This is a genomic window from Anaerococcus sp. Marseille-P3915 (assembly GCF_900258475.1).
GTDB classification, from domain to species: domain Bacteria; phylum Bacillota; class Clostridia; order Tissierellales; family Peptoniphilaceae; genus Anaerococcus; species Anaerococcus kampingae.
The window spans coordinates 246,085-266,989 of sequence record NZ_LT984888.1 but is presented as its reverse complement, the minus strand read 5'-3'; the positions used below and the strand labels follow the sequence as shown (position 1 = coordinate 266,989).

22 protein-coding genes are annotated in these 20,905 nt (G+C 40.3%); 1 reads left to right on the top strand and 21 read right to left on the bottom strand.

Annotated elements, in window-relative coordinates:
• From tsaD to C8269_RS08890, 11 genes are all read right to left on the bottom strand, one after another.
• Positions 1–1,011, bottom strand: coding sequence for a tRNA (adenosine(37)-N6)-threonylcarbamoyltransferase complex transferase subunit TsaD (tsaD, locus tag C8269_RS08940; RefSeq protein ID WP_106461375.1), 1,011 nt, complete (start codon positions 1,009–1,011; stop codon positions 1–3).
• Positions 1,004–1,432 carry a ribosomal protein S18-alanine N-acetyltransferase gene (gene rimI, locus C8269_RS08935; RefSeq protein ID WP_325034693.1) on the bottom strand — a complete coding sequence of 143 codons (429 nt, stop codon included), beginning with the start codon at positions 1,430–1,432 and terminating at the stop codon, positions 1,004–1,006. The genes tsaD and rimI overlap by 8 nt, the downstream gene beginning before the upstream one ends.
• Positions 1,419–2,102 (bottom strand): tRNA (adenosine(37)-N6)-threonylcarbamoyltransferase complex dimerization subunit type 1 TsaB, encoded by a 684-nt coding sequence (tsaB, locus tag C8269_RS08930; RefSeq protein WP_106461373.1) that lies wholly within the window; start codon positions 2,100–2,102, stop codon positions 1,419–1,421. Before tsaB ends, rimI begins: the two co-directional genes overlap by 14 nt.
• Entirely contained in the window at positions 2,083–2,529 is a 447-nt protein-coding gene (tsaE, locus tag C8269_RS08925; protein ID WP_106461372.1) for a tRNA (adenosine(37)-N6)-threonylcarbamoyltransferase complex ATPase subunit type 1 TsaE, read from the bottom strand. Before tsaE ends, tsaB begins: the two co-directional genes overlap by 20 nt.
• Before the next feature lie 113 nt (positions 2,530–2,642).
• The gene (locus C8269_RS08920) at positions 2,643–5,081 is read right to left on the bottom strand and encodes an ATP-dependent Clp protease ATP-binding subunit (RefSeq protein WP_106461371.1); all 2,439 of its coding nucleotides are present in this window, start codon (positions 5,079–5,081) and stop codon (positions 2,643–2,645) included.
• Positions 5,068–6,048: an ATP--guanido phosphotransferase gene (locus C8269_RS08915; protein ID WP_106461370.1), complete on the bottom strand. Its 981-nt coding sequence runs from the start codon at positions 6,046–6,048 to the stop codon at positions 5,068–5,070. Before C8269_RS08915 ends, C8269_RS08920 begins: the two co-directional genes overlap by 14 nt.
• Complete coding sequence (locus C8269_RS08910; protein WP_106461369.1) at positions 6,045–6,629, bottom strand: UvrB/UvrC motif-containing protein; 585 nt, start codon at positions 6,627–6,629, stop codon at positions 6,045–6,047. Before C8269_RS08910 ends, C8269_RS08915 begins: the two co-directional genes overlap by 4 nt.
• 2 nt (positions 6,630–6,631) lie before the next feature.
• The gene (locus C8269_RS08905) at positions 6,632–7,093 is read right to left on the bottom strand and encodes a CtsR family transcriptional regulator (protein WP_106461368.1); all 462 of its coding nucleotides are present in this window, start codon (positions 7,091–7,093) and stop codon (positions 6,632–6,634) included.
• Positions 7,094–7,263: 170 nt separating this feature from the next.
• Positions 7,264–7,461, bottom strand: a complete 198-nt coding sequence (locus C8269_RS08900; RefSeq protein ID WP_106461367.1) for a hypothetical protein — start codon at positions 7,459–7,461, stop codon at positions 7,264–7,266.
• Positions 7,462–8,295: 834 nt separating this feature from the next.
• On the bottom strand, positions 8,296–8,997 hold the full coding sequence (locus C8269_RS08895) for a zinc metallopeptidase (RefSeq protein ID WP_106461366.1): 702 nt from the start codon (positions 8,995–8,997) through the stop codon (positions 8,296–8,298).
• A 74-nt stretch (positions 8,998–9,071) separates the two neighbouring features.
• A complete protein-coding gene (locus tag C8269_RS08890) occupies positions 9,072–9,329 on the bottom strand; it encodes a type II toxin-antitoxin system RelB/DinJ family antitoxin (protein WP_158698402.1) in 258 nt (85 codons plus the stop codon).
• 129 nt (positions 9,330–9,458) lie between these two features.
• Here C8269_RS08890 and C8269_RS08885 point away from each other — a divergent pair, with 129 nt between their 5' ends.
• Positions 9,459–10,334 carry an acetamidase/formamidase family protein gene (locus C8269_RS08885; RefSeq protein ID WP_106461364.1) on the top strand — a complete coding sequence of 292 codons (876 nt, stop codon included), beginning with the start codon at positions 9,459–9,461 and terminating at the stop codon, positions 10,332–10,334.
• A gap of 47 nt (positions 10,335–10,381) precedes the next feature.
• Here the strand turns inward: C8269_RS08885 and C8269_RS08880 are convergent, their stop codons facing one another.
• The 10 genes from C8269_RS08880 to C8269_RS08840 all read right to left on the bottom strand — a co-directional run bounded on the left by C8269_RS08880 (position 10,382) and on the right by C8269_RS08840 (position 20,905).
• A complete protein-coding gene (locus tag C8269_RS08880; protein WP_106461363.1) occupies positions 10,382–11,026 on the bottom strand; it encodes a hypothetical protein in 645 nt (214 codons plus the stop codon).
• Positions 11,027–11,075: 49 nt separating this feature from the next.
• Positions 11,076–12,470 (bottom strand): glycoside hydrolase family 32 protein, encoded by a 1,395-nt coding sequence (locus C8269_RS08875; RefSeq protein WP_106461362.1) that lies wholly within the window; start codon positions 12,468–12,470, stop codon positions 11,076–11,078.
• A complete protein-coding gene (locus tag C8269_RS11090; protein ID WP_267895201.1) occupies positions 12,463–13,416 on the bottom strand; it encodes a glucose PTS transporter subunit IIA in 954 nt (317 codons plus the stop codon). Before C8269_RS11090 ends, C8269_RS08875 begins: the two co-directional genes overlap by 8 nt.
• Positions 13,377–14,420 carry a PTS transporter subunit EIIC gene (locus tag C8269_RS08870; protein ID WP_267895200.1) on the bottom strand — a complete coding sequence of 348 codons (1,044 nt, stop codon included), beginning with the start codon at positions 14,418–14,420 and terminating at the stop codon, positions 13,377–13,379. The genes C8269_RS11090 and C8269_RS08870 overlap by 40 nt, the downstream gene beginning before the upstream one ends.
• Positions 14,421–14,802: 382 nt before the next feature.
• The gene (locus tag C8269_RS08865; RefSeq protein WP_106461361.1) at positions 14,803–15,897 is read right to left on the bottom strand and encodes an ornithine cyclodeaminase family domain; all 1,095 of its coding nucleotides are present in this window, start codon (positions 15,895–15,897) and stop codon (positions 14,803–14,805) included.
• Complete coding sequence (locus C8269_RS08860) at positions 15,897–17,003, bottom strand: ornithine cyclodeaminase family domain (protein ID WP_199792196.1); 1,107 nt, start codon at positions 17,001–17,003, stop codon at positions 15,897–15,899. Before C8269_RS08860 ends, C8269_RS08865 begins: the two co-directional genes overlap by 1 nt.
• A gap of 37 nt (positions 17,004–17,040) precedes the next feature.
• Positions 17,041–18,201 carry a CD0519/CD1768 family membrane protein gene (locus C8269_RS08855; protein ID WP_106461360.1) on the bottom strand — a complete coding sequence of 387 codons (1,161 nt, stop codon included), beginning with the start codon at positions 18,199–18,201 and terminating at the stop codon, positions 17,041–17,043.
• 187 nt (positions 18,202–18,388) lie between these two features.
• Positions 18,389–19,381 carry an ornithine carbamoyltransferase gene (gene argF, locus C8269_RS08850; RefSeq protein WP_106461359.1) on the bottom strand — a complete coding sequence of 331 codons (993 nt, stop codon included), beginning with the start codon at positions 19,379–19,381 and terminating at the stop codon, positions 18,389–18,391.
• Between the two features lie 113 nt (positions 19,382–19,494).
• Positions 19,495–20,121: an ABC transporter ATP-binding protein gene (locus tag C8269_RS08845; protein WP_106461358.1), complete on the bottom strand. Its 627-nt coding sequence runs from the start codon at positions 20,119–20,121 to the stop codon at positions 19,495–19,497.
• Positions 20,114–20,905 carry an ATP-binding cassette domain-containing protein gene (locus C8269_RS08840; protein WP_106461357.1) on the bottom strand — a complete coding sequence of 264 codons (792 nt, stop codon included), beginning with the start codon at positions 20,903–20,905 and terminating at the stop codon, positions 20,114–20,116. Before C8269_RS08840 ends, C8269_RS08845 begins: the two co-directional genes overlap by 8 nt.

Below are 20,905 nucleotides of genomic sequence, written 5' to 3'. Positions count from 1 at the left end.
TCATAAGTCTAGGTTGGGATATACTTTCATAAAGTTGTCATCCCTTATGCCTGCCTGGTAGTCCAGGTAGCCTGCCATTGCGATCATGGCTGCATTGTCTGTACATAATATCGGATCTGGATAATAAAATCCGATCTCTCTCTTGCCTAGCTCTTCTTCAAATCTCTGTCTTAGTCTAGAATTGGCTGCAACTCCCCCTGATATGGCGAAGTTTTTATAGCCTGTTTCTTCTAGAAGCCTTAGAGATTTGGCGACTAGGACATCTACTACTGCTTCTTGGAAGCTTGCCGCAAGGTCTGCCTTGTTGACTTCTCTTCCCTTTTGCTCTTCTTGGTTGGCATAGTTTAGAACTGCTGTCTTTAGGCCTGAGAAGGAGAAGTCGTAGGAGTCTTTTTCCAGCATGACTCTTGGAAAATCAATTGCTGCTCCATTGCCTTCTTTGGCTAGCTTATCAATTTTTGGGCCGCCTGGATAGCCTAATCCAATCTTTCTTGCTATCTTATCGTAAGATTCGCCGGCTGCATCATCTCTGGTGGTACCGACTACTTCTATATCTGTGTAATCTTTGACCTTGCAAAGATAGGTGTGACCGCCTGATACGACTAGGCAGATGAAAGGTGGCTTAAGGTCTGGGTTTGATAGATAGTTAGCACAGATGTGGCCTTTCATGTGGTTGGCTCCTACAAGTGGGGCACCAGTGGCTAAGGCTAGGGCCTTGGCTGCTGATATTCCAACAAGGAGAGAGCCTATTAGACCTGGACCCTTGGTTACAGTAATCAAGTCTATATCATCGTAGGAAAGTTCTGCATCTCTTAGAGCCTTTTCTATAAGGGGATTTATGGCTTCTAGGTGCTTTCTAGAGGCAATCTCCGGCACAACCCCACCAAAGAGCGCATGGATATCTATCTGGCTTGAGATGAGGTTGGTTAATAATTCTCTTTCGTTTTTTAGGATGGCTACAGAGGAATCATCGCAAGATGTCTCTATGGCCAAGGTATAAAAATCACTCATGTATCTTCCTTATCATGTTGTAGGCATCTTCGCCTGTCTTTTGGTAGTAATTTTTTCTAATCTTTTGGCTTACAAAGCCGAATTTCTTGTAAAGCTTGATGGCGGCTGTATTTTTGGTAGACACTTCTAGCCAAATCTCATTTACATCGCTCGCTTCGCTTCTTTTTATAATATCGTCTAAAAGGATTGTTCCAATCCCCTCTGCCCTGAAATCCTTATCAACCGCAATGGTGAAGATTTCAACCACATCAAGGATATGGCTAACTATATAAAAACCTACCACTTCCCCGTCCTTTTCATAGACTATGTGTTTTAGAAATGAGTTGTCTTCAAATTCTTTGAGGAGCTGTTTCTTGGTCCATGGTTCAAAAAAGGAGTCATTTTCTATTTGATAAACCCTATCTGTATCATTTACAGTCATTTCTCTTATCATTTTTCAAAAATTCCCTTTCCGCCTGGCTCTTTCTAAGGTAATTTGGACCTATCTCAAAAAGAGGCCTTGGCTTATAATCTCCTGTCTGGGCCAGTCTTATCAGGCCGCCACCAATGCAGGTATTAAGGTTGATTGGAGCCTTAACTGCCCTTTCAAATTTATCAAAGTATTTATCATTAAGAAGGCCAATGAGTTCTACCTCAAGGCCCTTGTCATTGACAAGCCTTGCAAAATCATCGATTTCGTAAAGGTCTTCCTTGATGATTTCATTGAGATTTTCATCAAAAAGACCTGCATAAACCCTGGTAGACCTGGCATCTATCATCGGTGCCCTAAATTTATTTGAAGTAGAGCCAGCTGCCATGGCTCTTAGGGTTGAAATTGTAAGTAGGTCCTTATTTTCCACCTGGGCTAGGGTCTTGGCAATGGTCATGCCTATCCTAAGGCCTGTGAAAGAGCCTGGACCATGGGCGATGATAAAGGTGTCTATATCTGAAACCTTCATACCAAGAAGATTAAGAAGGGTCTCAATCATTGGGACCAAGCTTTCTGAGTGGGTCTTTAGTTGGTTGACATTAAAGTCCCCCAAGATTTCCTTATCATCGGCTATGGTCACAGTTGAAATCATTGTGGATGTATCAATTGCTAAGTAATTCATTAATCTTCCTCGCCCTTTCTGTCGAATCAGCTATCTTTATCTCTCGTCTATTTTCATCAAGCTTTTTAATCTCTATATCAATCATATCATCTGGCAGGTATCCGCTTACATTTTCTGCCCATTCTAGGAAGGTGATAGCGCCTTCTGGATAAAAATAAGTTTCAAAATCTATATCTAAAATCTCATCAGGATCCTCAAACCTGTAAAGGTCTAGGTGGTAGACTGTTCTATCGCCCTCATAAATATTTACTAAGGCAAAGGTTGGTGATGAGGTGTCGTAGATTCCGTAATTATTGCAAATGGCTGTAACTAGGGTAGTCTTGCCAGCTCCCATATCAGCCTTCAAATTTATAACATCCCCATCCTCAAGGATTGGGGCAAGCTTATCTGCAAATTTCTTTAATTCTTCTAAGTTATTAATAATCATAAAAGCCTCTCATTCTAATTATTATACCACAAGTAGGGCCCATAACTAAAGGATTTGGCCCTTATATTGGCAAAATAAAAGCAGTCCCGAAATTTTAGGGCTGCTTTTAAAATTTATTTGACTTTTAAGGCCTCTTTTTTGATTTTTTCTGCGACCTTGGTATTGCTTATATTTATAAAGACTAGACTGTCATTTCTGACTGATATTCTGATTGTCATGTCCTTATCTAGCTTATTATCTAGGATATCTTCTGCTAGTCTATCGTCAATCATCTTTGTGATGTGGCGCTCTAGTGGTCTTGCTCCGTATTCGCTGTTAAAGCCCTCCTTGGCTAGAAGGTCGACTAATTTCTCGTCATAGACGATTTCTATGCCGATTTCCCTGAGTCTTTCCCTGTTTTTTTCTAGCATGAGGCCTGTGATTTCCTTGATGTCCTTCTTGCCTAGGGCATTGAACATGATTACTTCATCTAATCTATTTAAAAACTCTGGAGCGAAGGAATCTTTTATTGCCTGGCCTATTACTTCCTTGGCCTTTTCATTGTCAGCTGCCTCTTCATCTTCTGCTAGGCTAAAGCCTATGGATGTGGACTTGTTAAGGCTTGCTACACCGACATTTGAGGTCATGATTATAATTGTATTTTTGAAATCTACTGTCCTGCCTTGACCGTCTGTGAGCCTTCCGTCATCTAGGATTTGGAGGAGGAGATTGAAGACATCTGGGTGGGCCTTTTCGATTTCATCAAAGAGGATTACTGAGTATGGGTGGGTCCTGACTGCTTCTGTAAGCTGGCCGCCTTCCTCATAGCCTACATAGCCTGGAGGAGAGCCGACTAGTCTTGAGACTGCGAATTTCTCCATGTATTCACTCATGTCCATCCTGATTAGGTTTTCTTCAGAACCGAAGAGCTCCTTGGCTAGGCTTTTGGCTAGGTAGGTTTTACCGACTCCGGTTGGGCCTACAAAGATGAAAGATCCTATTGGTTTGTTTGGATTTTTAAGGCCGACTCTTGCCCTTTTTATGGCGTGGGCTACAGATTCTATGGCATCATTTTGGCCGATGACTCTTCCTTCTAGGTTTGTATCAAGCTTTGCATATTTGGCCTTTTCATCTTCTGTTAGCCTTTCTACTGGGACTTTGGACCAGCTAGCGACTATATTTGCTATATCTTCATAGCCTATGGCTAGGGCCTCTGAGACTTCTTCTTCCTCTTTATTTTCTAGGTCGAATTTCTTTTGGTTGATTATATCACGAAGCTTGGCTGCCTTTTCAAAATCTTGGTCAGCTACTGCTTGGTCCTTTTGATTTTTGAGTTCTTCTAGGGTATCTTCTGGGTCTTCCTCTTGAGGATTTTCCTTAAAGGCTGCAATCCTCACCTTTGAGCTTGCCTCATCTATGAGGTCGATGGCCTTATCTGGGAGGAACCTGTCAGTGATATACCTATCTGATAGGTCCACTGCCGCATCTACTGCCTCATCTGTGATTTTGACATCGTGGTGGTCTTCGTACTTATCCTTTAGCCCAAGGATTATCTTTTTAGCATCTTCCACGCTTGGCTCATCGACTTGGATTGGCTGCATACGACGGGTAAGGGCTGAGTCTTTTTCGACGTGTTTTCTGTATTCTTCAATGGTTGTAGCCCCTATTATCTGGATATCGCCCTTGGCAAGGATTGGCTTTAGGATATTGGCTGCATCCATTGATCCTTCTGCGGCTCCTGCCCCTAGGACCATGTGAAACTCATCTATAAAGAGGATGAGATTGTCAGATTGGGCAGCTTCTTCGAAGAGCTTTTTAAGCCTATCTTCAAAGTCTCCCCTGTATTTGGTGCCTGCGATCATGCTTGCCATATCAAGTGATAGGATGGTCTTATCCTTCATGATGGCTGGAAGCTTGCCTTCGACAATCTGGGCTGCAAGGCCTTCTGCGATTGCTGTTTTTCCTACACCTGGCTCGCCGATTAGGATTGGGTTATTTTTGGTCCTTCTCATTAGGATTTGGACAATTCTTTTTATTTCATCATCCCTGCCTATAACCGGGTCAATCCTTCCATTTTCTGCCATCTCATTGAGATTTGTGGTAAATTTAGTTATATTTTCGCTAAAGGCTGAATTTGATTTTTCACCTTGCTTGGCCTGTTTGCTTAAGTCCCTTAGGTTTTTCTTGATTTCTTCCTTATCCACTCCAGATAGGAGGAACATGATATTGGTGAAGGAATCCTCATCATTTATGATGGCTAGGAGGACATCTTCCTCGCTTGTGGTCAAATCCCTTCTTTGCTTGGCATAAAACCTCGCAGTTTCCAAGGTTTTTCTTACCTTTTTGCTATATTCTGTGGCTGGCCTTATGGCTGTGCCCTTGCCTATATTATTTATGACTATTGAGCGAAGGAGCTCGTAATTAGCGCCAGCCGCCTCTAGGGCCTTGCTAGCCTCTGAACCTGTCTTCATTAGGGCAAGCAAGAGGTGTTCAGTGCCTATATAATCATGGTTTAGGCCATAAGACTCACGTCTTGCTTGCTGGGTAAGTCTATTAAGTCTATTGTTTTCCATAATGCTCTCCCATATATTTCTTTAAAAATGCTGACCTTTCCTGGTCGAAATTATCCTTGTACTTGTGACTATTTATATTTGCTAGCAAATAGTCGATTTGGTCATTGTCAAGAGATGTATCATACTCTAAAATCCTGTATTTCTTAAGGTCATAGAGGTTTTGAGCTAGATTTTCCCTTGATTCTACTAAATTATTTGCTAGTTGGTTTTCAATTATTTTTATTTCTTCTCTTACTTTTCTATCGTCTATATTGTTTAAAATCTTGTAATCTCTTCTAAATCTTCTCTCATTTTTGACAATGCTAGCCAAGTCATTTTCCACACTTGCTAGATATGAATAGACATCTTCCCTATAATTGCCATAGTTTTTAAGCAGATAGACCTTATCTGCGTATGATTTTAGGCCCTTAGGGATGTAATGTCTTGGGAACATGCCAGCATAGACCATGGCTTGCTTAAAACCAAAGTAGGTCTTTGAATTGTCAATAAGGCCAAAAAGGAAGGCCTTTATGGCTATTTCTAGACCATTTCCAGAATTTCTCGCCCCACTGGTAAGGTAGCCATATTCGCCAGAAAAGGCGAAATCCAAATGTTCATCAAGGACCTTTTCAATCTCATTTGCCCTCATATAGGCTGAGTTAAGATCCAAGTCAAAGCCTGAAATATTTATAGAAAGATGGTCCCTGTCATTAATAACCAGGGTCGTATCTCCCTCAAAAACCACTCCGATTTGGGCAAGCTTGTCTGTGGCATCCTCGCTTAAGATCATCTGGTCAATTAAACTATCGATTGTTTCATCGTCAAGGTCGCTTAGGAGAAGGAGCTTGTCATAAAAGATATTTTTAAAGATATCAAGAATAACCAGGCTCTCGTCATAGGTCATAGTTGTTGGAAAATCATAACCTTTGAGATTTCTCCTTAGAGAAAGATTGGAAGAAATTATTATATCTTTGCTAAATTCTTTCAATTTTTCACCTTCATATTTAGTTGTTCAATTTCTTCTTTTATATTGGCTGCAAGCTCGTAATCCTCTGTTTCAACCGATTCGGCAAGCTTTTGGGAAAGGTCTTTAATCCTTTCAGCGACCTGTCTAAATTCTCTTTCTGCCTTAGGAAAGCGGCCCTTGTATTCTGATAAATTATTGTAGGTCTTAAGGACCTTTTCAGTTAAATTTTTATTCAGATTATAGCAATGAGGGCAACCAAAGATTCCCTCCCTGATATTTGACTCAAGATTGCCACAATAAGGGCAGGCCTTGTCATCAAGGTTCATAATATATTCTAAATCTTTGTTATTTTGATTAAATTTATATTCATAATAAGAATTAATCACTTCATCAAGACTAGGAACGAAATTTTTGATAAGGCCTTCAAGAGCCTTGGGATCAAAATTAAGATTTTCAGCAGGAATCTGGCTCACATCCTCATCCTTAGGAAGCTTGGCGTATTTTTTAACGCAATCCTGGCAGAGGTGGATGTCATGACTATTGCCATTAAAAATCACCTTAAGGCTTACAGTCGCATCTTTTCCGCATTTATCACATTTCATAATTAACTCCTCGCAAGTATACTTAGAAGAAGGCTTCTTACAATACTTGATCTAACTTTATTTCTACCCCTTGGCTCTATATCGACCAAAGATTTATCGCTAGTGGCATATTTTGCCATCAAAAGTTCATTTTCAGTCAAATACTCCCTCTCAAAAAGATCATCAAACAAGCTATAAGCATTGGATTGACTCATTTCCTTCTTAAGATTCTTTGACAAATAACTTATATAATCATCCTCTTCGACAATGGTTATAATCTTAATAAAACCATTACCACCACGCTTACTTTCGATAAGATAGCCATTATAAGGGGTAAATCTAGTAGATAAGACATAATTTATCTGACTAGGCGAGCAATCAAACCTACTAGCCAAGTCATTTCGCCCAATCTCAAGAGCCCCATCGACGCTATCTTCAAGCATGAGTTTCAAAAATCTTTCAATCTGATTAGTAAGACCAGCCATAAAATCACCTTCAATCTTTCTAATATTATAAATAAAATCTTAATCATGGCAAAATTAAGATCCTAGTAAAGGCCAAAAGATACTGACTATCCCTGACCATCATCTGTTAAATAAAAGAAGCACTTGCTTCTTAGGTAAATTATACTAGATAAGTAGGAATTTACAATTTTTTATCCAAGATAAAAATATTTTAGGGGTGTTTCCCCTAAAACCCCCTTTTTATTATCCAAGATAATATTATTATTTACTTTAATTCTTCGTATTGTCATCTCATGATGAATTGTTGTCATCAAGCTGATGACTTCGACTAAAGGAGGGGCGAAGGGGGCGGCCGATGCCCCCTCATGCCCCTCCTTAAACCTCCCCATTTCACCCCCTCTCGGCTCCTAAAGCGGAGTGCAGAATAGGAAGATTTTTTTCAAAAATCTTCTTTAGTATGACGGATTACTTCGTATTTAACTATCCTTATTCTTACAGATTTAAAATCATAAGTCCCCTAAAAATCACAATCTAGTCCAACTAAGCTTTTTATACTTACTTACTGTCTTAGTAACTACAATATTTTTATTTAAGTATGGTTGTCAGTGTGATTTTCTTAACGGTGACTTCTGCTTTTAAATCTACCCATAGATTAGTATCTTATACCAACTCATCGCGATGTTTGCAAAGGCAAACGAGCCTTAGGTCTACCTTGACGTCCAGATTCTCTCAGAATACAGAATAATTCTCCCAAGGTCGGGAGATTTTGTAAATGGAGATGCCGTTAAGAAAATTTCCTGACGCACGAGTACAAATAAAGAGTCTGTAACTACTGAGATGTAGAGTGTATACAAAATAAATATTTGGGCTAGATTGAGATTTTTAGACATCGGAATGTCAAAATCAGCTTGAATTGGTCTAGCTTTTACGAAGAGATCTGTCTACAAAGAGTGGCTTGCCGAAGGCAAACTTCTGTTTATGCTCCCCGCTTTAGGGGCCGCCTGGGGGTGTAACGGGGAGGGGGTGCAAGGGGGAGCCCGATGAGGGACCATGCGGAAGGTCCCTTGGGGCTCCCCCTTGAGACGAAGATTCAATAGTAAATAAAAATATTAATTACATGATAAGATAACGAAGAAATAAAGTCTATAATACCATTATCTTGGATAATAAAGAAAATATTATTATCTAGGATAAAAAAAGGGATTATTAAGGGAGCCACTCCCTTAATCCCTTCTTCTATTATTACCAAACAATAATACCAATCTTAAAAACTGCAAAGCAGTTGTTATAGTAGCTGCCACATAAGTAAGCGCAGCTGCACCCAGCATTTCTTTTGCTCCTGGTATTTCGCTTGCTTCTAGGATGTTTGCCCTTTCTAATACTGCTAGGGCCCTTTTGCTGGCGTTAAATTCTACCGGTAGGGTTATCAGTTGAAATATGAGGGTTAATGAAAATAATACTAGGCCTATGCTTACTAGTTTTGGCATGGATAGGATTAAGCCTCCTATTAAAACTGGCATGGATAGTCTTGATCCTAAGTTTACTGCTGGGACTATGAAGGATTTTATTTGTAAAGGCAAATAGCCTTCCTTATATTGGATAACGTGGCCTATTTCGTGTAGGCTTACGGCAAGGCTTGCTATTGATGAATCGGTAAAGGACCCATCTGATAAGGCTACTTCCTTTGTGACTGGGTTGAAGTAATCAGAAAGTGATCCCCTCACCCTTTTGATTGTGATGTCATTGTAATTATTATAATCTAGGACCATCTGGGCAGCCCTTGCTCCAGTTATGCCTTTTTTTGATTTAATTTTCTCGTATTTTCTATATTTGCTTTGTATGTTTGCCTGGGCAAGCATTGAAATAACAAAACCTATGAGGACTAAAATCATAGTCTTGTCAAAATAAAATCCATATGGATACATAATTATCTCCCTTTCTATTTTTTATAATTAATTAACTTATTTAGCCTGTTCGAAGATTTCTTCAAAAGCTGTGTCTAAATCTGTAAGCTCTCCCTTTCAGCTAATCTTACGCCATCAAGAAGAAATTCACCTAACTGATCCCTACTAAGGTCAGCTAGGTCTACCGGCTTTTTGACCTTGGCTGCAAAGGGCATGCCCCCATCTACTATTACCTGCCTGTAGAACATGTCGACTGCTGTGGATGCAGAAATTCCCATCTTTTTAAAGATGGCCTCAGCCTTTTCTTTTATTTCTGGTTCAAGTCTTACAACTAGGTTTGATGTCTTGGCCATGATTTCCTCCTTTTTTCTTATTATATGACAAAAGGGATTTTTGTAAAACATTTGTATATACATTTTCTTCTTTGTTTTTGTTCTTTAATGTGGTATAATATTTACAATATTATTTTCAAAGGAGAAAGCATGATTAAAATAGATACTAACATGGTAATTTATGCCATGGATAAGGATAATAAGGAAGCTGCTAGGGCTAAAAGTGGGGACAGGGTTCGTTTTGAAACTCTTGATTGTTTCTCATGCGAGGTAACTAGCGAAGATCAAGAGCTTAGTGGGGTTGATTTTGACAAGGTAAATCCTGCCACAGGTCCACTTTTTGTTGAAGGAGCCATGCCTGGTGATGTCTTAAAGGTGACTATTGACAAAATCGAAGTGGTGGACCAAGGTCTTTCCATGGTTGAAAAGGGCCTTGGTAGACTTGGTGATAAGATTGACATGCCTAAGGCTAGGATGGTCGATGTGAAGGGAGATAGGGCTTATTTTAGGGGACTAGATTTTCCTCTAAATAAGATGGTTGGTGTAATTGGAACAGCTCCAGCAGGAGAAGCCATACCAACAGGTGCACCACACGATCACGGTGGAAATATGGACTGTACCCAGGTTAAGGAAGGGGCTATTTTATACCTACCAGTAAATGTAGAAGGAGCTCTCCTTGCCCTAGGCGACCTCCACGCTGCTATGGGTGATGGAGAAGTAGGCGGTTGTGCCCTTGAAATCAATGGGGCAGTTGAGCTTAAGGTAGAAGTGGTGAAGGATTTTGCCTATAAAACTCCAATGATAGATGTGGATAATAAATATATCACCATTGGATCTAGAAAAACAATAGATGAAGCAAGTGACCTTGCCCTTTCCAATATGGCTGACCTAATCATGAAAAAAACCGACCTAGATTTCTATGACACAAATATGCTCATGACCATGGCAGTGGACCTAATCTCTTGCCAAGTGGTAAACCCAAATATGACCATGAGAGCAGAAATATCTAAAGATATCTTTAAATAAAATTATCTCCAAGCCTTGAATCTTTAAGGATTCTCGCTTGGAGATTTTTATTTACACTTTACATAAGTTTCATAAGTAGGCTCTGAGTTTTCTTTGAAGAAGTCTTTCAGCATGCTTGCCAAGGGGTCTGTCGTGTCTGCTTCGAAGAAGATTTTATCATTTGTTTTGTAAGCTTCTAGAAGGGTGGCCCCTATTAAATCTTTTGGATTTTTAAGGTCAAAGCCTGCTAGATAGGCTATTTCGTCAGCTTCTAGGAAGGCTGCAAAGATAATTTGACCTTTTTCTTCATAATATAGGGCATTTTCTGGGATTGTCCTTGCAAATTCTTCTAGGCCCACGCTTAGGGGGTTTATGCTTTGGTGAGTTTTTTTGTAATAATCATAAAGAAGCTTTAGACAAATATGGTAGGATTTTTGGCCCTTTGTGGTCTTTTTAAGCTTTAGTCCCTTATCGATGAGTGGATTTTTTAGGTCGGCTTTTCCTACTTCTAATTCGTAGGTTATTCGCCTTAGGCTAAATCCACACATTTTTAAAAAAGCTATGACATCTGTCTGATTGGAATAAAGGCCTATTTGCAAAGCCTTGCCGGATTTGTTTATTAGCTTATCAAAGTCTTCTGGCTTTATTTGACTCATGTCTTTTATTTTTATGTAGAGGTTCTTTGAGTGAAATTTATTTGTATAAGTTTCCATAAATCTCCTTTAAGAATTAAAGCTCCCAGCTGGGAGCTTTTGCTTGATTTTAAGAAAATGTAAAGGCACCTAGAGGATAGATGGCTAAATCTAGGTCTTCTGATTTGAAATATCCTTCTTTGGCATAGACCCTATTTGTCATGACGTAGGCGCCGTCGTTTATGAAGATTTCTAGGGATGACCTGTCTGAAAATATTCTTAAGCTTGTGATTTCATCTATTTTTATGAGCCTTTCATCTCTTCCCGAACCGGACTTGCCCATTTTTAAGGATAAAATTCCATCTTTGTAGAATAAAGTCACATCTTTTCTTAAATATATTTTAAAATCGCCACTTATATTGTAAGCGGAAGCTTCAAATGTCAATTCTTCATATACTTTGCCTTTTTCTAGGTCTATTTTTGAGCCTCTTAGGGCCTCTAATTCCTTGATTGGTTCTTGGACTAGTCTTTGGTTTTTAATTTTTAGCTCTCTTGGTATAGTTAGGGCATGTTGCCATTTGTATTTGACTGATGGGTTGGTGTAGTCTGCATCTGGGATTCCCATCCAGCCTACAAGGATTCTTCTGCCAGCTTCATCCTCAAAGGTCTGTGGGGCGTAGAAGTCAAAACCGTAGTCAAGCTCTTCAAAATCTCCCAGCTTGTAGGTCTTATTTTCTAAATCTAGGTCTATGAAAAAATATCCTGACTGGTAGATGTTTTGAAATTTGTATTTCTCACTTGCTAAGCCCTGTGGGCAGCAGATTAGGATTTGCTTATGATCTAGGTCAAAAAAATCTGGACACTCCCACATAAATCCAAAATCATAATCTGTATCTATCCTCATATGGTAGGTAAAATCTCTTAAATCTTCTGATTTAAAAACTAAAACCATGCCCTTGTCAGCCTTGGACCTGGCTCCCAAAAACATATAATAGGCCCCATCTTTTTTGTAGATTTTAGGGTCTCTTACGTGCTTGGTCATGTCTGCTGGATAGTCGTCATTATCCATTATGAGGATTTTTTCACCATAGCTGTAGGCATCAGAATCTATCTTTAAGGTGTTGTGTTCTCTACCTTCGTTGATGCCATCAAAGTCGCCCGGGTATTTTACATTGCCTGTATAAAAGAATGAAAGCTTATTATCTTCTATGAAGGCTGAACCTGAGTAGGCACCATACTTGTCATACTTACTATCTGGAAAGATAAAAAAATCTTCTCTCTTATAATTTATAAGGTCAGGACTTGAAACATGGCCCCAGCCTATATCTCCCCTATTTTCATCAAGGGGTGAGGCTTGGTAATAAAAATGATAGGTCCCATCTTTCTGGCAGAGACCGTTTGGGTCATTTAGCCAACCTGTCTCTGGATAGATGTGATAAGCTAGAAGAAGCGGATCTTTTTCCACTTCTTCCTTCATTTTTTGTAATTTCCCGTAATTTTCTTGGTAGATTTTCCTATCAAGCATTTTTTATCTCCATTATCTTGGCAGCCTTATCTCTTAGGCCCTGTTTAAATTTGATATCCATATCATCTGAATCCATTATAATTACCATGGTTTGGTCAGATAGGCCCTTGGATTTGATAAGGTCTGGGTCAAATTCGATTAGTAGGTCGCCTGTTTTTACCTTATCGCCATCTTTTACATGTTTAGTGAAACCCTGACCATCTAGGGAAACTGTGTCTACGCCAATGTGGATTAGGACATTGATGCCATCAGCGGAAGTTAGGGTTACGGCGTGGCCTGTTGGGAAAATTGATGCAACTTCACCGTCAAATGGGGCATATACTCTTCCCTCGCTTGGATTGATGCAAACCCCATCGCCCATCATCTTTGATGCGAAGGTTTGGTCAACTGATTGGCTGACATTAAAGACCTCTCCCTTTACAGGGTTAAAGATTTCGATTATTTCCTTTTTAGCTGGTGCGGCTTTAACTTCTTCTTTTTCTACTAGTTTTTCTTCTGTTTTTTCATCCTTTTTAGGCTCAGCTTTTGGGGCTGGCTTTTCCTTTGCTGCAAACATATTTGACTTGCCAAAGAAAATTGTAAGACCAAAGGCAACAACCATTGCAATTACAAGGCCGATTATAAAGTCTAGCCAATTTTCTGGTCTAATTGAGATGATACCAGGGATACCTGCAGCTCCTAGGGCAATGGCAAGTACATGTCTTAGGGCAATATAGGCAGATCCTGCTGCAGAACCAATGATTGCAGCAATAAATGGATATCTTAGCCTTAAGGTAATACCAAACATAGCAGGCTCTGTGATTCCAAGCATGGCTGATACACCTGATGCGGCAGCGGTTGATTTCATTTTTTCATTCTTTGTTGTAAGAAGAACAGCTATAACAGCAGCTCCTTGGGCAACGTTATTCATTGATGCTGTTGGGAAGATAAAGGATCCGCCTGACACAGCCTGATTTGCAATAAGTTGGGTCTCAATTGGTATAAAGGAGTGGTGTGCATACCTGTAAGGGTAATTGGTGCATAAAGAAGACCAAAGATTGCCCCGCCCACAAAACCAAGTTTGGTGTAGATAAAGGTGATGGCATTTGTAAGCATATCACCAGCGTTTCTCATGATTGGACCTACTAGGATAAAGGTAATAAAACCTGTAATTAGGGTCGCTAGAAGTGGGGTTGTTAGGTTATCTAGCCAGATTGGGGTCTTATCGTGGAGGAAGTTTTCAATCTTTGCTAGTATCCAAGATACGGCAAGAACTGGTAAAACTGTTCCTTGATAGCCAACTGCTGGTATAGCAAGGCCTAAAATATTCCAAACAGGCACATCAGCAGGGGCTGTTGTACCTAGGGCATAGGCATTTAAAAGCTCTGGGTGGACCATAATCATACCCATGGCAGCTCCTAAAAATGGATTGCCTCCAAATTTCTTAGTTGCAGAAAAGCCTATAAGAACTGGTAGGAAGGCAAAGGCTGCTGATGAGAAGACGTTGATCATATTAGCAAGGTCTGCTATTTGTGGATATAGGCTAATAATCGAATCTGTCCTGCCATTAAAAAATGGACTGGTTAAGATATTATTGATACCCATCAAAAGACCGGCAGCAACGATAGCTGGAATGATTGGAACAAATATATCTGATAAAACCTTGACCCCTCTTTGGAGGATATTGCCCTTAGGCTCATCGCTATCCTGGGCCGATCCGCTTTCTCCAACGATTTTTCCAACCTCTCCTGTAACTAGGTTGACCTTGCCAGGTCCTAAGATGACTTGGTATTGGCCATTTGCAATGTTTGTGCCTTGAACACCTTCTAGGTCATCGATAAAATCTCTGTCAATCTTATCAAAGTCCCTTAAGACTAGCCTAAGTCTTGTGGCGCAGTGCTGGTAGGATATTATATTATCCTTGCCGCCAACCTTGTCGACGATAATTTTCGCCAATTCTTGATTGTTCATAATAATTCCTTTCGTAAAAGTTGAACAATATTTATAAATCTTAATAATGATAAAAATTTATAAATATTATCTCTTGTAATAATTATAGCATTAATTACCATGATAATGCAAAAGTTTTCAAGGAAGTTTAAGGCAAAAGAAAGGCCGGATTATACCGGCTTAGATTATTGATAAAGTGACAAAATCCAAAAGGAAGCGTTCCGTTCGGAAGAAATTTCAAGAAATTCAAATTGAAATAATCCGCCCGTAAATCGCACTGTTTGAGCGTAAGCGAGTTTGCGATTTACAGGATTATGAAATTTAGAATTTCTAAATTTCTGTAGTCGGATAAGCGTTTTTGGATTTTGTCTATTGTCTGAATTAGATTATCCTAGCTAATTTTCTATAAATTAAGGGCCCTGTCCACGTTTCTGATGAAATCTTGGACGTTTGTTACCATGGATACTGCTGTGACTGTACCCCTGTCTGAGAGTTTGTTTACAGCAAATTCTTGGATATCGATGGTATACATATAAACAGGTCTGACCTTTTCATCAAAGATATTATAAGATGGGGTCATGTTGCCTGTGGCGATTGTATAAAGAATCGCAGACATCATTATGATTGTAGATGTCTTTCTGGCGTGCTTTCTCATCTCATTTTGGGCCTGGTAGACATTGTTAATTGTCTCAGGTAGACCAAGCCTATCCCTGATGGTGCCTGCAATTACAACAGGTATATCCATCTCCACACTTGCCTTCATAAAGCCATCCTTGACAAGTCCGCTTTCTACAAGGGCCTTGGTTGACCCATATTTTCTGGCAAGGTTGATTGTCTCAAAGAGGTTTCTGGTTGTATTTTGTTCTTTTTCAAAATGTTCTTGGCCCCAAGATGTGCCATAGATTCCCTTTTCTAGGTCAAAGGCTGCTGTTTCTGTGCCGCAAAAGATGGCATTTACATAGCCATTTCTTATTAGTCTTTCTAGGGCAAGTCTTGAATCGCGGTCTAAGGCTAGGGCAGCGCCGACAATTAGGGTCACATAGCCCCCATTTTCCTTTTCGTGTTTTAGGACTTCATAAAGATTGTCATAATCCATGGAGAAGGCTGTTTCACGAGACCTACCAGCCCTAAAGGCGAAGGTATCAACGTGCTCATCTGGCTCTAAAAAGCCCTCTGTCCACACATAAATTCCCTCAGAAGCGTCTTCAGTGCGGCCGATAACCACCTTATCGCCTTTTTTAAGATTTCTAAATTCGACTATATCCACGCTCTCCCCGCCCTCTGTGTCATTTGCTACACAGACTGTATCCATTCTTGATTGGCCGGCTAGAACCCACTTGCCATTTATCTTGAAATATTCTGGATAAACTGATAGGGCGTGGTAGTTTCTAGGACTTAGGCCATCAACTGTAACTTCCTCTAGGGTCACATTTGGAGCATTTTTTAGAAAATCCTGATCAAAATCTGGATGATGGTATTTTGGCATTTCTAGGCTCATTACTTTTCTCCTTCCTGGCTATTTTTATCATCTACTAGGGCCTTTTGGAGGTTGACTACAAAGTCTTGGACATTGGTCACCATTGGCACTACTGCGAGGTTTTCCCTGGCTGCTTCTACCTTGTGAACGACATTTTCAGTAACATCGACAGAGTATAGGTAGACTGGAGAAACCTTGCCTTCGGCTCTTTTTCTGTAAGATGAGGCCATATTTGCCACTGAAAGTGAGTGAAGCATGGTTGCTATACAAATTATAACTGTGGCCTTATCTAGCTCTTTTTTAGTCTCTGTAAGGGCCTTATCTGTATCGCCGATGACCTCTGGAAGTGGGCCGTCATCTCTAATTGAACCTGAAAGGACAAATCGTACATCCATGGCTGATAGGGTTTTGATGATGCCGTCTTTGACATGGCCTTCTTTGATAAATTCTTTGATAGAGCCTGCTATCCTTACTTCATTTAAGAGGTCTAGGTGGTTGTAGTGGCCCATTGGTTGGTTTTCTTGGGTGTAGATATTTTGGCCAAGGGCTGTATTTAAATAACCACCCTCAAGGTCGTGGGTTGCCATGGCATTGCCGCCTAAGAGGCAATCTATGAAGCCCTCTTTAGCCAAGGCATTTAGGGCATTTCTTGTATCATAGTCAAAGACTACTGCAGGGCCTAGGACCCAAACTATATAGCCATCTTCAGAATCTCTTTCATGTTTTAAAAGTTCAAATAAATAGTCATAGTCTCTTGAAGAAGAAGTCTCAACGGACCTGCCTGGCTTGGAGTAGGCATCGGCTCCAAAGGCATTTTCATCGACAAAAATCCCTTCATCTAGATTTCCATCCCTGCCTAAAACTATTTTATCGCCCTTTTTTATTTCCCTGATTTCCTTAATTAAAATTTTTCCATCAACAAGACTTGCCACACAGTTGAGGCTGTTGTGGTCTGGTAGGATAAACTTGCCATCTACCTTATAAAATGTAGGCTTGTGGTGGGTAAGGTAAAAGCCATCTGGGGCTATGCCATCAGCTTCTGCTGGGCATGTTTTAATATTTTCTGCCTTGGTAAATTCTTCCTTAGAAAAATCTGGCAAGGCAAGTTCTGCTAGTTTAAATTCCATGTCTACTCCTTTTTATTTTTAAAATTTAACGTCAATCTTACAAGAAGGCAAGCAAAGTCCAAAGCAAATGGGCAAAAAATCCTGCACATAGACCGCCTATGGTGTGACAAATTATGGCATTGCCTGTCATTTCCTTGGTATCTAGAGCATCCATCATGGCTATGTGGGTTGATAGATAGCCTGACCAGCACATGCATATAGATGTGAAAACTGCTATGTCATTGCCTGAAATTATTCCCCTGCCTGCCATATCTGCTACAAGACCTATGGCAGCACCGGCTGAGCCTAGGGCTGTGATTGGAACGGCTATGGCTTCTGGGCTTTTAAAGCCAAAAATTGGATTTATTATAAAGGATAATTTCTCACCGATTACTGGCAAGAGGGCTATGCCTTGGTTGGCCTCGCCTGTATAGCCATTTGCTCCTGCCCCATTTGTTAGCATAATTACTAGGGTACAGATTAGGCAAACTCCAGGAATTATAGCCACTCCCATGTCTACTCCGACCCTGCCCCCATCAAGGAGGGCTGTGATAAATCTAGAGCCGACAGAGCCCTCTCTTACCTGCCTAAAGCCAGCAGGGATGGCTTTGACCGACTTGGTTTCTACCATCTCTTCTGTCCCGTAATATTTTTTGGTCTTTCTAATCATAAGCCTTACCGATACAACTGATCCGCAAACTGCCCCCAGTAGGCCTACCATGGCCGCCTTTAGGGAGGCCTCAACAGGCAGTGCCATCATAGATGTGACTGTGATAAGGCCCATGCCAAAGGCTGTGCCTAGGTTGGTTAGGGCTGGCATCTGGTATTTTTTAAAATACATCCTAAAATTATCATCCCTAGCCAAGGTGAGGATGGCTGGGTTATCAGACATAAAGCAGGATAAAACTCCTAGAGAGCTTGCTCCTGGTAGGTCATAAATAGGACCCATGAGCTTAGAAAGGATTTTATTTACCAGGGCAATTACCCCAAATTCTGAAAAAATTGCTGATAGGCCCCCTGCAAGTACTGCCACCGCCATCAGGTAGAAGCATACATTCATCAAGAGGTCAAAGGAGGTGAGCATCATGGTCTTGACCATGTTTGTCCCACCCATTATATTTGCCATATAGATAAAAAGTCCCAGAAAGAGGCCCAAAAATATAAAGACCTCGGCGCTTATATCTTTTTTTATATTTTTATTTACATCAAGCTTGTCCATCTTATTTCCTTATGTAGAGGTTTAATTAACGATTATTATCGTCTATTCTCTTTTAAATTTATTAGACTACTTCTACCATACCAATCATATGGCCAAAAACTAGGAAAATTAGCTAAAGACTCTTCCTAAGTTTCTTAAAACAAAACCCAGCTCTAGGATCATCCTAGGGCCAGGTGATTTTTGCTAGCTAGCAAAGTGTTGCATACATTACTGCTTTTATGGTGTGCATCCTGTTTTCTGCTTCGTCAAAGACTAGGGATTGTTTTGATTCAAAGACTTCATCTGTAACTTCGATTGAGTCAAGACCATATTTTTCAAAGATTTCCTTGCCGACCTTGGTTTCCTTGTCGTGGAAGGCTGGTAGGCAGTGGAGGAAGATGGCTTCTTTGTTTGCCATGGCCATGATCTCTTTAGTGACTTGGTAAGGTTTAAGGATTTTGATTCTCTTTTCCCATTCTTCAGCTGGCTCACCCATTGATACCCAGACATCTGTGTATATTACATCAGCATTTGTAGCTGCTTCTTTGACATCTTCTGTAAGGGTAACTGTTGAGAAGTTTTCTTTCGCAATTTTCTTGCATTCTTCAACTAGCCATTCTTCTGGGAAGAGCTCTTTTGGAGCGCAGGCTACAAAATTTATACCTAGTTTTGCACAAACTACCATTAGGGAATTTGCCATATTATTTCTAGCATCGCCGAAATATACGAACTTAAGGCCCTTAGAATAACCAAAATGCTCTTCGATTGTTAGGACATCGGCTAGCATTTGGGTTGGGTGCCACTGGTCAGTAAGACCGTTCCATACTGGGACTCCTGAGTATTTTGCAAGCTCTTCGACGTGTTCTTGCTTAAAGCCCCTAAATTCTATACCGTCATAGATTCTGCCTAGGACTCTGGCTGTATCGGCAACAGATTCCTTGTGGCCCATTTGTGAACCTGTTGGATCAAGGTAGGTTACTCCCATGCCTAGGTCATAAGCCCCTACTTCGAAAGAACATCTGGTCCTTGTAGATGTTTTTTCAAAGATGATTGCTATATTTTTGCCCTCAAGATATCTGTGAGGAACTCCAGCTCTTTTCATGTCTTTGAAGTTTTTTGCTAGGTCTAAAAGGTATCTGATATCTGCTGATGAGAAATCAAGAAGTTTTAGAAATGATTTGCCTCTGAAATTTTTTGCCATAATTTACTCCTTTTGTGTCCATAAAGTTTTATTAACTATATTTTAACATATTTTTTAAAACTTTGCAGTATTTTTTTAATTGCCTTTTAAATCATAAAAAAAGCCACAACATCTTATTTTCTGTCGTAGCTTTCCTTATTTATATCTCTAAGGTCGATTATCCTGTCGGCAATTAGGTCTAGAAGGGCCTTATTATGGGAAATGAAGAGGATTCCAACCTTTTTATTTTTAGCAAAGTCTAGCAAAATCCTGCAAATTTCAGCCTGGTTTATAGTATCTAGCATACTTGTGACTTCATCTGCTATTAGGTACTTACAAGAATCTCCCATGACTCTTGACAGGCAAATCCTTTGGAGTTCGCCGCCTGATAGCTCTACGGGAAACTTGTCTAGAAACTGTTCCCTGATGCCAAAGGCCTCTTTTATTTCGCCAGTCACTTGCCAGCCTTCATTTAAAATCTTTCCCACCTTCCAAGTGACATTTACATTTTTCTCTGGATTTTGGTGGACCATCTGGACTGGCAGAAAGCCCTTAAGGTCTCTGATGTCCTTGCCATCCACAAGAACAGTCCCCCTTGGGGCTTTTATGTAGCCTGCCATAAGTTTACCAAGAGTCGACTTGCCATAACCTGATGGGGCCACAAGGCCCAAGACCTCACCCCTCTCTAGCGTGAGGCTACAGTTTTTTATAATATCCCTCTTCCCATCATAGGAAAAGGACAAATTCTTTACTTCAATCATTTTCTATCCTATCTAAGTCCATGCCATTTTCAGGCAGGGCCCTTATGAGCCTTTTAGAATAGGGATTGGCTAGACCTGCCCCCTTATTAGCAAAGGCGGACCTATCCCCAACTTCTATAATCTCTCCATCATAAAAAATCCCAATCCTATCGGCACATGACAAAGCCATATTTATGTCGTGGCTTATAAGAAGGATGGTCTTGCCAGCTTCCTTCATCTTTTTAAAATAGCTGACAATCTCATCAGTAGCCTCCTTATCCATGCCAGGGGTCGGCTCATCTGCAATTATAAAATCTGCCCCGCTTAAGATCGCATCACTTACAAGAACCCTCCTAGCCATGCCACCAGAAAGCTCTCTTGGATACATATCATCAACATCACTCCCCAGGCCAAAGGACTGGTAGACCTGTCTTTGTTTATGATAATCATCCCTTGCTAGGGTCATCCTTGCCTGGTCCTTGGTTTTTAAAAGTGGGTTAAGGGATGTGATTGACTGGGGAATGAAAAATATTTCCCTGCCCCTGACTTTTTCCAAAAGATCTTGGTCTAAGATTTGCCCCTTATAAAAGATTTCTCCCTCACTAAAGCCATTGTAGGGCAAAAGTCCGAGGATGGCGGAAGCTAAGAGGCTTTTCCCAGAGCCTGATGCCCCAAAAATTGCCATAATCTCTCCTTCCCTTACATCTAGGCTCAGATTTTTTATTATATCAAGCCTTCTTCGCCTAAGGCCCCTGGTGTATTGGTAAAATGACACCTTTAAATTTTTAACTTCTAATATATTCAT